At 40.1% G+C, this 12901-nt stretch carries 9 protein-coding genes; 3 read left to right on the top strand and 6 right to left on the bottom strand.

Annotated elements, in window-relative coordinates; all coding sequences use genetic code 11:
• Positions 1-43 precede the first annotated feature (43 nt).
• The 3 genes from ABXG98_RS12030 to ABXG98_RS12040 are packed head-to-tail and all read right to left on the bottom strand — an operon-like array spanning position 44 to position 4175.
• A complete protein-coding gene (locus ABXG98_RS12030) occupies positions 44-718 on the bottom strand; it encodes an outer membrane beta-barrel domain-containing protein (protein ID WP_353538935.1) in 675 nt (224 codons plus the stop codon).
• A complete protein-coding gene (locus ABXG98_RS12035; RefSeq protein WP_353538936.1) occupies positions 688-1440 on the bottom strand; it encodes a hypothetical protein in 753 nt (250 codons plus the stop codon). Before ABXG98_RS12035 ends, ABXG98_RS12030 begins: the two co-directional genes overlap by 31 nt.
• Positions 1437-4175, bottom strand: coding sequence for an HzsA-related protein (locus ABXG98_RS12040; protein ID WP_353538937.1), 2739 nt, complete (start codon positions 4173-4175; stop codon positions 1437-1439). The genes ABXG98_RS12035 and ABXG98_RS12040 overlap by 4 nt, the downstream gene beginning before the upstream one ends.
• Positions 4176-4649: 474 nt before the next feature.
• Between ABXG98_RS12040 and ABXG98_RS12045 the strand changes: the two genes are divergently transcribed.
• The 3 genes from ABXG98_RS12045 to ABXG98_RS12055 are packed head-to-tail and all read left to right on the top strand — an operon-like array spanning position 4650 to position 9903.
• Complete coding sequence (locus ABXG98_RS12045) at positions 4650-5825, top strand: hypothetical protein (RefSeq protein WP_353538938.1); 1176 nt, start codon at positions 4650-4652, stop codon at positions 5823-5825.
• 2 nt (positions 5826-5827) lie between these two features.
• Positions 5828-8293 carry a LamG domain-containing protein gene (locus tag ABXG98_RS12050; protein ID WP_353538939.1) on the top strand — a complete coding sequence of 822 codons (2466 nt, stop codon included), beginning with the start codon at positions 5828-5830 and terminating at the stop codon, positions 8291-8293.
• 20 nt (positions 8294-8313) lie between these two features.
• The gene (locus ABXG98_RS12055; protein ID WP_353538940.1) at positions 8314-9903 is read left to right on the top strand and encodes a hypothetical protein; all 1590 of its coding nucleotides are present in this window, start codon (positions 8314-8316) and stop codon (positions 9901-9903) included.
• Positions 9904-9939: 36 nt separating this feature from the next.
• Here ABXG98_RS12055 and ABXG98_RS12060 read toward each other — a convergent pair whose 3' ends face one another.
• Genes ABXG98_RS12060 through rluC form a run of 3 tightly spaced genes read right to left on the bottom strand, consistent with a single transcriptional unit; the run spans position 9940 to position 12670 of the window.
• Complete coding sequence (locus ABXG98_RS12060; protein ID WP_353538941.1) at positions 9940-10956, bottom strand: FAD:protein FMN transferase; 1017 nt, start codon at positions 10954-10956, stop codon at positions 9940-9942.
• Between the two features lie 43 nt (positions 10957-10999).
• Positions 11000-11650 (bottom strand): HAD-IA family hydrolase, encoded by a 651-nt coding sequence (locus tag ABXG98_RS12065; RefSeq protein ID WP_353538942.1) that lies wholly within the window; start codon positions 11648-11650, stop codon positions 11000-11002.
• Positions 11651-11659: 9 nt separating this feature from the next.
• Positions 11660-12670, bottom strand: a complete 1011-nt coding sequence (gene rluC / locus ABXG98_RS12070; RefSeq protein ID WP_353538943.1) for a 23S rRNA pseudouridine(955/2504/2580) synthase RluC — start codon at positions 12668-12670, stop codon at positions 11660-11662.
• Positions 12671-12901: the final 231 nt, after the last annotated feature.

Genomic DNA, 12901 nt, shown 5'->3' on the forward strand with positions numbered 1-12901 from the left:
TTAGTTAACCTTATGCTTCGAATGGCGTTTTTTTCATTAATCACTAGAAGTAAAATGCAACCCCTGTTGTGAAATTTAGATTATGGGTTGTTTTGCGTTCACCTGTGATACTGGTATCGAAAATGTAATCTGTCATGGCAATATCCCACGTTAGCCAATCTGTTAAAAAGAGCCGGTAATTAGCACTTAGGTTAACCGTAAATTGGCTATCGCCTGCAAAGTCGGTGCTTCCTCCCCCTAATTCAATAGAAAATAAACTATTAAAGGCTAAAGTCTTACTTATAAACACTTCACCTGGCAGCAAGTTATAACCTATGTTCAGTCCATAATATTCAAGCTTACGTTGCTTATTGGTGAGTAATGGCGGCACATTAGATAAGCGTTCAAAACTCGTTTCACCCGCTTTTGCATTACCGTATAAAGCTTTTGCATAAAAATATTCGTTTATATGATAGGTAAGCTGCCCACTGATCCAGAGGTTACTCTCAAAGTCTTCAATAGCTAACACACCTAGCTGTACACCAATTTCAAAGTTTTCACTGTCTAATAAGTCCTCGAGTACTTCGCGACGCTCAATTTTTGTTATTGCACTTTGATCAACTATTGTGTTTTCATCAACTGCTTCGCTGATGCTTTTTGCAATAGCGCTAGGTGTCATTAAAGGCAGTGCAGTTAGCCATAACACAACTAAAAAAATATGCTGAAACCTACTTTCCATAACTGAACCTCTTCATTGTCATCTCTATTGGTTAACACTAGGGAATATTTATATTCACCACGTAAGAAAAAATTACGGGTGATATGATATTTAACCCCTATTGCAGCAGCCATTGTGGCATCTTGTCTTTTTTTGGCATCTGCTAACACACTATGCGGTTGGGTACGTATCACGCCTCCACCAACCCCTATATATGGAATAACGGTTAGTTCAGGAAAAGGTTGTGCGATTAACATCAGTTCAAATAAATCACTGTCTGAAATATTTCCTAACGCTTTACCTGTGGCTACTTCAGCACTAAAAACCGGTGACAAGGTATAAGCTAAATAAATATTATAAAAATCGGCACCTTCAAAATCGCCATACATAACGCCCGCTTCATAAGCACGTTTTTGAAAGTCGTTTACGGTCAACTCACTTTGCGCTATTTTTTTGCCTTGTTGCGTTAAACCAAGCAAGTCGTTTTGATTTAACCAGCCAATATTATTTCGTTGATCTTTTACCTTTAACCAACCGGTTCGTTTGACCAATAGATGAACTGATTCATCTTGCTCAATCACATTGATAATAGGGTAACCAACGCCAGGACCTGAGTGTAATTCAATATAAGGCACTCGTATTTCTAGCGTTAATGGCTTGTCTGCTGCTACAACATCGGTCACAAAACCCAGTAAGCAAATTATTGATAAAGCCAAATGAAAGATTTTAGTGTTACACATCATTCACTGCCTTGATAAAAAGGGGTGTTGTAGTATTGACCACCAATATCTAGCCATTCGCTGATCAGTTTTAGTTCATGTACTGATAACATGCCATCATGGCTCCCACCTCGAAATAATTTAAAAAAATTATTGCTTGCACGCGCTCCTTGGGGCGATAAAACCGCATTGACAGGGACATTCATTAATACAGGAATAGGGTTTTGTTCAGTATCTAACAGCAAGTCCCCCTCAGCATCACGCTGGTAAACGATATTGCCATTTTCATCGAGCTGGATAATTAAACGATCTACAACAATACCTTCAATAACCTCTTGCTCTACATCATTAAAAAGAAGCTCTCGGTAACTGGTTAAATGATTAGGCTCATCGCTAGATACGCTAGCTGTCAGGTCAAGCTGTCCGTGAGGTACTCGCGATATATTATTGTCATCAACTACACTATGGCAGGAGGTACAGGTGTTATCGGCTATTAACTCAAGCGTATTCTCATCAAATTTTTGTCGTGGTAATTGCCATAAGGGTTGAATGTGTTCGATGTAATTAATTTGAATTCGACAGTATGCGCTCCAATTATCAAAGCATTCACTGCCTGTTGGTTTTACAGTGGTAAGCGCTTTATAAGTGTAATTTATACTTGGGTTACTCATTGAGATGGTTGGATTGCTCCAAATGTCATTATAAATAATATCGGCTGATAATTGTGCTAATCCATGATTCATGGCATCCGCTTGTGCCATTGTTTGCCCCTGCTGTGGGATAATATTTGGGTTAGCATTAGGAAATGGTGCGCCACCACTTGCACCATCATTAATGCTAGGTGCTTGAGCAGGTAACCAGCCATGGGGTAATTCGCTGTTTCTTTCATGGCATCCATGACACGCTAATGACTCCCCTGCCTTTAATGTAATCCACTGCTGATGCCTGCCCCCTATCCGTTGTCCATATTTATCTAACACACTCAGCGCAACTGGAATATTTGCCGGTATCTTTACCTTAACAGAGCCATCTGGCTGTATCGGCGTGTACCCAAGAATTTCACGCATCAACTGGCTACTACTTCGGCCAAAGTCTGTATTTGACACACGTCGAACATCATTAGGTGGCATTGGCACACCACGTACAACCCGTAAAAACCTTGCTGATAAGTTATCAGCGGTTGTTAAACTCGGATCGCTTAAACGTGCGAGCCCTGCACTAGTGTCTACACCATCAAAATCATACACACTACGAATATGGATAACGCCTGCTTGCTGCCTTTCAAGTTCAATATCTAAACCAGTAGTAAAGGTTTTATCAGCAATATATTCACTTGGTAATAATGATGGTTGCATAACTACTGCTTCAGAAACCATGTTTCCGGCTGCCACTTTGGCTACTAACTGCTGAGTGCTCTCTTCACTTTTATACAACCACAACTCATACCAAGGAGGCGCGGGAATGACATTGTCCTGTGCTAGCTCTTCATCACTTAATTGACTACAGGCACTAACTTCACCGTCAACTACCACTCGACATAAATCCCAACTTAATAAGAACCGTCCGCTTTTATCAGGTAAAGGATAGAGAAAGTTTAGATTGCCAGAGTTTGATATTAGGTTAGAAAACTTAAAATCATAGACTTCATCGGCAAATAGATCTTGCTGGGCAGAACCTTGAACATTACCTCCATACACCGTTTGTTGATTATCGATGAAGTCATTAATATTGATTATTACAGGCCGTTTTTGATACGTCGTTGGCTGGTTTGAGGTGAGCAAAAGTAAAATATCACCATTTGCCAGTTGCTGTGGTTTAATAAACTCGATACTTTCAGTGTTGTCATCAAACGTCTGTTGGTGTGAATGCCAACCGTAAACTAGGTGATTGTCGGTACCGTCAGGGTTCATAATATATAAATTAATTTTATTATTGCTGCCCATAGCATCCCAACGACTATATAAAATTCGGCCATCGTGTAACACCAGTGGATAAAAATCATGACTTAAATTAAAGGTAATTTGTTTTATATTAGTGCCGTCAGCATTCATAACATGTAAATTTAGCGCCGCATCACCACCGCGTTCATTGCGTGCGGTATATTGAGGTTTACCTTCATCAAGGAGTATTGCACGCGATATTCGTTGTCGAGTGGATGCAAAAATAATACGACCATCGGGTAAAAATGATGCCATTAAGTCATCACCCTGCTCAGCAGTATTATCATTAATGATAATTCGCTGCAGTTGTTTAGTTGCTATTTGATATCGCCAAATGTTCCATGTGGGTTGATCGTTTTCATCAGCTGTTTCAATCGCTGGGGCGCGTATTGAAACGAGTAACTGTTGACCATCGGTAGATACAGCTAAATCACGAATATCTACCGCACTTTCCAGTGATGTAGCGTCTGTTTCTGTGTCATTTTGATTGTGTGGAAAAAGCTCGGCAGTTAGGTTAGTACTAGGCGAATCAGCAAATGCATTTTTTTTCATCATTAGCTGCGCTCCCGGATTAAATCTTGCGGGATTACGGGCAGAGAAACTCGGTGGCAAAACAGTATTTTCATCAGTTGATAGATCAGAAGCTCTTTCGATGAACACAACAGGGTACTCAACTAAAACAGGGTCAGTTTTTTCTGCTGATTTAACCATGTCGGAGCCACAGCTTGAGAGCAACAGCATTAACACGGCTATTGATATTTTTGTTTTCGGGTTAGCTTTAATACTCCCGGTTAGCATCAATTTATTCGACCAAGACACGTCAAAAAAGGTCCTTATAATGCGTACTGCATTTTTAATCTAGGCCCCTTTTTATGTTATTTACAAGGTGAATACAATCATGTCTCAAAATAGCGACGCTTAAGCTTTATCATCGTTAGCGCTTGATATATATCTGTTTTTTCCAACCAATTTTTTTGAAAATTTATTAAATAAAAAAAACTGTTGCCATATGGCGACAATACCAAGCACGCTTTCTTAAAGATTTATAGACAAATCAGTTAGTTAATGTATTGGCACAGTGTGTGCTTATTCACTATTCAATTGCTGGCGATGATCGCCAACGGCTATGTCCTAATCTTATTAGTCATCAGGGTGCTGTTTTGTCGTTAATGTCTTCAAGGAGACCATATGAAGGCGTGTTACCAACTACTCGTTTCTCACTCACACTTTATTCAAACAGAGAGAGCAATAGGTTTAAGTGATTGTTTGTTTTCTTTCCTAAGGATTTGTTTTTTGTCTTTACTGCTATTCCCTGTTGCTGCTTTAGAAGCAAGCACGCTTGACCAAGCGAAAAGACTCCATGATCGCATTGTTGGCACCCCTGCATCAGCAAAAACCCTCAATGATATTGCACAGTTATTAGATAACGGCCAACCGATTGAAGCAGCTTATAAAGCAATGGAATCTGCTCATTTTTATACAACTACCTTGAAACTTTTTTCGACACCATGGACTAATGAGGACCAAGATATTTTTGCGCCACTTAATGATTACAGCGCAACAATAATTGGCATGGTGAGAGACGATATAGATTTTAGACAAATATTACAGGCTGATATGACCTATGTGGGTGAAGACGCACTGGGTTTACCCAACTACAATACCCACAATAACGATCACTACCAAGCATTAGAGGATAACTTTACCAATTTAGCTGATGCATTGGTCAGTAGAGCGCAATCAAGTTTAAATGGTCTACCGAGTAATGCAACAGCAGGAGTGTTGACAAGTAGAGCAGCAGCCAAAGCTTTTTTTAATTTGGGCACTAACCGTTCAATGTTACGATTTACTTTTATTAATCATATGTGCTCTGATCTTGAGCCTTTGAAAGATAATACTTTATCGCCAGATCGTATTAGGCAAGATGTTAGTCGCAGTCCCGGCGGTGATAGCCGATTATTTTCAAATAACTGTGCGGGTTGTCATACTGGGTTAGACCCCCTTGCACAAGCATTTGCCTATTTTGACTATCAATTTGATGAAAATACCGACCCAACTGGGCAAACAGGCGCGATTTCTTACAATGCTACGGGCACGATTGATGCTAAGACCAGTACTCGGGTAAAAGCTAAGTATCATTCTAACGCCGCTCACTTCCCTTTAGGTTACATTACGCGAAATGATCAATGGCAGAACTATTGGCGTGAAGGGGTCAATCAAAAACTAGGTTGGGATCCTACCTTACCCGGTAAAGGGACTGGGATTAAATCTTTTGGTCAAGAGATAGCCAATAGTGAAGCCTTTGCACAATGCCAAGTTAAAAAAGTATTTAAAAATGTCTGTTTACGCAATGCTGAAAGCGCTGCCGACATTACTCAAATACAGTTAACTACTGACTCATTTAAGCAAAACAGCTATCAACTTAAGCGTATTTTTGCTGAAATCGGCATATATTGTATGGGAGATTAATCATGATTTTATCCTCCTTATTATCTCCTAGCACTGTGAAAATGAGCTCACTTCTTATGTTAGTTTGTTCGGGATTGGTTCTGACATCATGTGGTGATTCTGTGGTAGAAACTCAACCACCTGCACCAATCGATAGTAGCGACATAGCATATACCGGCCCTGCCCCCATCACAGAAGATATTCAACAATATAAAACCTCGCTTTGGGATAATATATCAAGGGCAGACAAATGTGGTGCCTGCCATACGCAGGGAAAACAAGCGCCCTATTTTGCCAACCGAGACAATGTGAATGAAGCTTATGCAGCCACCATTGATTTGGTTGATTTAAACAAGCCACAGGATTCACGTTTGGTCGAAAAAGTCAGTGCTGGACATAACTGTTGGTTAGCAAGTAATCAAGCCTGTGAAGAAAACATGCAGCAATGGATAAAAATATGGGCAGCTGATCGCGTGAGTATTGCCAATACCATTGAGTTACAAGCGCCCGTTATTCGAGAAATTGGCAGTAGTAAAAATTTTCCTAGCGATAATACCCTCTTTAGCCGTCATGTCTATCCGGTTGTCACACAGTACTGTTCAAGCTGTCATAGCGAAAGTGCAATCATTGCACAATCACCTTTTTTCGCCTCTCCAAATACAAACAAAGCTTACCAAGCTGCTCAAGGTGTTATCAATTTAGATGATCCGGCCAAGTCTAGGCTTGTGGTGCGACTAGGTAATGAGTTTCATAATTGTTGGAGCGATTGTCAAAACAATAGCGATACCATGCAAGCAGCCATTCAATTATTAAGTAATCAAATAGCTGCTGACGTTATTCCACCTGACTTGGTGGTATCAAAATCGCTGCGTCTGACTGACGGAATTGTAGCTTCAGGGGGGGGGCGCTTTGAATCAGACATTATTGCCCTTTATCAATTTAAAACCGGTGAAGGGAATATTGCTTATGACACGTCAGGCATTTCGCCAGAGGCAAACTTAACGTTGACCGGTGACATAGAGTGGCTTGGCAGCTGGGGCTTGTCGTTTATCAATGGAAAAGCGCAAGCGAGCACCGCAAACAGCAAAAAATTACATAATTTGATCACGGCTACTGGTGAGTTCTCGGTAGAAGCTTGGCTCACACCGCATAATGTTATTCAAGAGGGGCCTGCCAGAATTATTAGCTATTCTGCTGGTGATAATGAGAGAAACTTCACCTTAGGACAAAGTCAGTACAATTATGATTTTATGCTACGCAGTGAGAATAGCACAAGCAATGGCGAGCCGGCATTAAGCACTCCTGATAATGCAGAAGTGTTGCAAGCAAGTTTGCAGCATGTAGTGATGACCTATAAAGCCAGTGAAGGAAGAAAGATATATGTAAACGGCAAACTCATCAACATTACTGATGAAGCTATATCGCCCCTTGCCTCTTGGGATGATAGTTTTGCGTTAATGCTTGGAAGAGAGGCTTCTAACAACCATGTATGGCAAGGCGATATAAGATTACTCGCAATTTATAATCGCGCTTTAACGCCAGCACAATTAGCTCAAAACTACGATGTGGGTGTGGGCGAACGATTCTATTTACTTTTTTCTATCAGCGAATTGGTGGATTTAAGTAACACTTATATTTTATTTGAAGTGAGTCAGTACGATAACTATAGCTATCTATTTAGTCATGCCAGTATCGTGAATTTAGATAACAAAACCTTGGTTCAAGATGTGATTTTACGAAGAATGCGCATTGGCTTAAATGGTAAGGAAAGTCCATTAGGACAAGCTTATGTCAATATGGAGCACACCATTGCCAGTGGACAACCGATTTCATCGCCTGTTACCTTATCACCATTAGGTACCATTATAGGAATAGAAAAAGGGGCAAATCTTGATGAATTTTTCTTAACCTTTGAACAACTTGGACAACACAGTAATGTGGTTATTCCAGGAGCATTTGTACCCGAAGCTGAGTTACCCGCGACCACTGACAGCGCAAAAATTGGCATTAGAAATTTTGCTGAAATTAATGCCAGCATGAGTGTGTTAACGGGTGTAAAGCAGAGTAGTACTAAGGTATTTGACACATTTAAGTTAGTGAAACAACAACTGCCTTCCTTAGAAAATATAGAAACTTTTATTTCAGCCCAACAAATGGGTATTACTCAACTTGCTATCGCTTATTGTGATGCAGCAATTGAAGATAGCACCATACGCAGTGCTTGGTTTCCTGATATAAATTTTAGTCAAGATCCTAGTACTGCATTAAATACAACAGGCAGAGCCAAACTTCTAAACCCGTTACTCAATAAACTTATGCCTTTAAATATCGCAAGCCAACCAAATAAAACGACCGTTTACACAGAATTAGACGCGCTAATAACAAAGCTCTCAGTGTGTGGCTCCCGTTGTGATTCATCCAGAACAAGCACCATCACAAAATCAACTTGTGCAGCCGTGCTTGCTAGCTCAATAATGCTGATTCAATAAACATGTGCAAGGAATAGGATATGAAAAAAAATATTAATAAAGCGAAGCATTTTCATCCTAACAGCCCTTTGCTTTATGGAAATCATAAAAAGCCAATGACTCGTCGTGATTTTATCGCTGCTGGCTTATGCACGGGTGGCCATGTCGTAGCTGGAGCATCAATTTTAACTATGCTGACCAATGCAAAAAAAGCCCAAGCGACTCTATCACCTGACATTGAAGCATTACGCGATAGTTGTGGTTTAACTACTCAAGGTGCGGGGGAAATTCCTTTTATCAGCTTTGATCTTGCCGGCGGTGCTAACATTGTTGGCTCAAATGTATTAGTTGGAGGTAAAGGCGGTCAGCAAGATTTTCTCTCCACATCGGGCTATAACAAGCTTGGTTTACCCGGAGATATGTCGCCCGCCATTGCAAATCCAGACACGCTATTATCAGACTTTGTCAATACTGACTTAGGCTTGGCATTTCATGCTGATTCTGCATTTTTACGCGGAATATTAGAAAAAGTCTCAGCAACGACAGCGGCTAATATTAATGGTGCGGTGATTCCTAATCGTTCTGACAATGATACCGGTAATAACCCACATAACCCTATGTATGCAATTGCAGCAGCGGGAGCTAATGGCTCATTGATGCCGTTAATTGGCTCAAGAAATACTGACTCTGGTGGTAATTCAATGGCATCGACACGGTTCATCGATCTCAGTAAACGCCCAACAAAAATAGATCGCCCCAGTGATGTTACAGGTTTAGTCGATGTTGGCGATTTATTTGATTTACTATCTCAGCGCGATGCTGTAGCGGTAATGGAAAGTATTCAACGACTTAGTGCGCAAAAAATGTCACAAGTTAACAGCAAAGTTACCCGTGATGATGTTATTAAAGACATGATGAATTGTGGCTATGTAAAAAGTGCTGATTTGGCCGACCGATTTGGCAACCCTGCGACTTTAGATCCCTTACTTGACGTTGACATTGTCGGCCCTGGTGGCATTTTCACTCTAGCTGAATTTGACAGCGAACGAGAATTTCAAAAAACAGCGTCCATTATGAAATTAGTGGTTAATGGTTTCTCTGGTGCGGGCACTGTAACTATGGGCGGTTTTGATTATCACACCGGTGACAGAGCAACTGGCGAATTAAGAGATTTACGGGCAGGTCGCTGTATGGGGGCATGTTTAGAATATGCGGCTCGACGAAATCAACCACTGATGATGTATGTTTTTAGTGATGGCTCTGTATCGAGTAATGGCCGTATAGATGACTCGATAAATGGCCGAGGTAAAGGTGAATGGACAAGTGACAATTCATCAACCGGCGCTGCATTTTTTCTTGTTTTCAATCCTAAAGGTAAACCACAGTTGATGGGTGCAAACGCGGAACAAAGTGCTCAACATCAACAAATTGGTTATATGCGACCGGATGCTTCGGTTGAAACAACTTCAGCTCCCTCAGCCAACAATGTTAACTTATTAGTTGAAACTGTGTTGCTAAATTATATGGCACTACATGGCGAACAGCATAGGTTTTCGACACTTGTTCCCGGCCAAGGACTTGGAAATTCAACACTATTAGATTCATTAACTGCCTTTCAACCGATTGTGTAACTAAATCATCAATTGCCACCAACCAACAAGATAATATTACTGCTGTAACCCTTGGGAGTAATGCAAGCGCCGTTGGTTATCAATAATAATGGCTTCAAAATCAGGTAATGCATTTATGAGTTTTAATCCTGGCGTTAAACCTTTCACAAACACCGTAGTTGATAACGCATCAACATAGGTGGGATCTTTTCCAATCACTGACACACTGACTACCTTACGTGCTGAATCGCCAGTTTTAGGATTAATGATATGATGATAGCGAACACCATCTTCAATAAAGTAGCGTTCATAGTCGCCTGATGTCGAAATAGCTTCATTTTCAAGTGGAATATGAACTGCCATTTTATGTTCTGCTCTTGGGTGTTTAATACCGACTAACCAAGGGCGGCCTTTTCTATTACCTAGTAAACCAGTATCGCCTCCAGCGCTTACTAAGGCATGTTTAATCCCTGCCTCTTCGAGTAACGTTAAACACCGTTTAACCGCATATCCTTTAGCGATCCCCCCCAAATCAATTTTCATTCCTTGATGATTAAAATACACAGTGGATCGCTTTTTATCTAAAGAGATAGCGGTGTAATTAATTGCAGGGAGTGTTTGTACTATTGATGATTGGCTAGGTCGGGTTTTTTCTCGATAATTATATTGATAACCTATTGATGCATACGTGATATCAAAAGCGCCATCACTCAATGCTGAAATATGCTGCGCCGTTGACAGTAATTCAAACAGTTCACCAGATATTAATACAGGTTTTTTATCGGCACTACGGTTAACTAAACTAAGCTCACTTTGTTCTTTGTAGGGGCTCATTTGCTGATCAATACGAACCATTTCCAGTTCAACGGCCTTGATCAAAGCTTGAGCTTGTTCGTTTTGGGCGACACCTGCATTAATAATATCATTATCTGTCTTACTTTGTTGATCTAACCAAAATTCAACATGAGACATGGTGCCCATCACTTTAAAGCTGTGTTTATACCACTGTGCATGGGCAATAAAAGGAAAAAAAACAAATAAAAACGTCAGCGTTAAGCGACACAATCTACTCATATATTTATTCCTTTAGTTGTCGTTTAAATTTAATTGTTATCACTCATAACACTAACAATGTTTGCAGTGCAGCCAGAGAATCAACAATAGCTTTAGGCTGATATTGTTCAAGTACTTGCTTATTGTGCACGCCAAAAGTAACACCAACACTATCAACTCCGGCATTTTTTGCCATTTTCAAATCATGACTAGTATCACCAATCATGAGAGCCTCGTGTGGGGCAATATCAAACTCAGATAAAATGCTATATAACATTTGCGGGTCAGGCTTTGACGGCATTTCGCCTGCACAGCGAGTGGTATGAAACAAGTCACTGGTATTACTCACTTGTAGTACTCGATTAAGGCCTTCACGACCTTTTCCTGTAGCAACAGCTAACAACTTATTGTTTTCTCTAAGCAAAGTAAGTAGGTTTTTAGCATTATCAAATAATGGCGTAGGCGTTTTGTCGCCCTCAATATATTGATATTTATATTGTACTAACATCTCATCAATTTGCTTAGCCGTGATACTACTAAACAGTTGCTTTAACGCTACCGGTAGACTTAAGCCAATAATCTGTTTAACGTCATGAGCTAAAGGTATCGGCAAGTCAACAGTTTTAGCTGCTGATTGCATTGAAGAGACGATTCGTGCAACCGAATCCATTAACGTGCCATCCCAATCAAAAATGACTAATTTATAATGCTGCATACTTCTACTCTACTCTTTCACTAATTTAGTGAGTAACTTTTCTAAACTGGGTTCAAGCGGTGCTTCTATGGTCATCCGTTCTTCGGTTTTAGGATGAACAAATTCAATACTGGCCGCATGTAAAAATAAACGTGTTAACCCTTTATTCTTCATATCAGCATCAAAATCTTCATGGCCATATTTAGCGTCCATGGCTATAGAATGGCCACTTACTTGACAATGCACACGAATTTGATGAGTTCTACCGGTTACCGGAAATGCACGAACCAAGGTAGCACCACGATAGCGCTCTAACACCTTATAACGAGTTTCTGACGCTTTGCCATTAATATTATCAACCACTACCACTCGTTCACCAGATTTCAAATCGTTTTTCTTAAGCGCTTCGGTGACACGTGTTAACTTAGTAGGCCAGTGCCCTTTAACCAAGGCATGGTAAAACTTTTGTACTTTTTTAGTCCGTAACTGTTCATGTAAATGACGTAGTGCTGAACGTTTTTTTGCGACAACCAAACACCCCGATGTATCACGATCTAACCGATGTACAAGCTCTAGCATTCTAGCGTCTGGACGTAATGCTCTAAGCGCTTCAATTAAGCCAAAACTTAATCCGCTTCCACCATGAACCGCCATACCTGAAGGTTTGTTAATGACAATCAATCGATCATCTTCAAATAAAATTTGCTTTTCAAGCTTGGCAACAATGTTTAAGCCAGTAGAGACGGTATCTTTTTTTTCTGATATCCGGATCGGAGCAATACGTAAAACGTCGTCAATAGCTAATTTATACTCAGGTTTAATGCGTTTTTTATTAACCCTTATTTCACCTTTTCGGCATAACCGGTACAAATGACTTTTAGGTACCCCTTTTAACGTTTTCAGTAAAAAATTATCAATGCGCTGACCTGAGTCTTCTTCATCGATAGTAATAAAACGAACTTTTGGTCTGTCATTTTCTTGAGATTTTTCAGCCTGAATTTTTTGCGACTCTGACTTTTTTACTAATGGCTTTTGTGACATGGTTTGAGGCTTATTTGCTGTCGGTTTTACTTGTGGTTGGAGTTTAACACACTTTTTTTTGCTAATTTTGACATTTAAACTGTTTTTTTATTGGCTTATCCTAATTTAATAAGGGATAATAGATAGGTTAATACTTAATAAGTATTACTTACTAGACTCTTTGCAAAGCAAAAAACAGTCAAAAAATAGTGAGTAGCCAAGTATTAATCCTAGAAGCTCTAAAGAGAGACG

The organism is Colwellia sp. KU-HH00111, assembly GCF_040362745.1.
Classification (GTDB): domain Bacteria; phylum Pseudomonadota; class Gammaproteobacteria; order Enterobacterales; family Alteromonadaceae; genus Colwellia.

Bases quoted from the DNA above. Each gene is read 5' to 3' on its own strand.
- ABXG98_RS12030 (WP_353538935.1), bottom strand. From the start codon at position 718: ATGGAAAGTAGGTTTCAGCATATTTTTTTAGTTGTGTTATGGCTAACT.
- ABXG98_RS12035 (WP_353538936.1), bottom strand. From the start codon at position 1,440: ATGATGTGTAACACTAAAATCTTTCATTTGGCTTTATCAATAATTTGC.
- ABXG98_RS12050 (WP_353538939.1), top strand. From the start codon at position 5,828: ATGATTTTATCCTCCTTATTATCTCCTAGCACTGTGAAAATGAGCTCA.
- ABXG98_RS12055 (WP_353538940.1), top strand. From the start codon at position 8,314: ATGAAAAAAAATATTAATAAAGCGAAGCATTTTCATCCTAACAGCCCT.
- ABXG98_RS12060 (WP_353538941.1), bottom strand. From the start codon at position 10,956: ATGAGTAGATTGTGTCGCTTAACGCTGACGTTTTTATTTGTTTTTTTT.
- ABXG98_RS12065 (WP_353538942.1), bottom strand. From the start codon at position 11,650: ATGCAGCATTATAAATTAGTCATTTTTGATTGGGATGGCACGTTAATG.
- rluC (WP_353538943.1), bottom strand. From the start codon at position 12,670: ATGTCACAAAAGCCATTAGTAAAAAAGTCAGAGTCGCAAAAAATTCAG.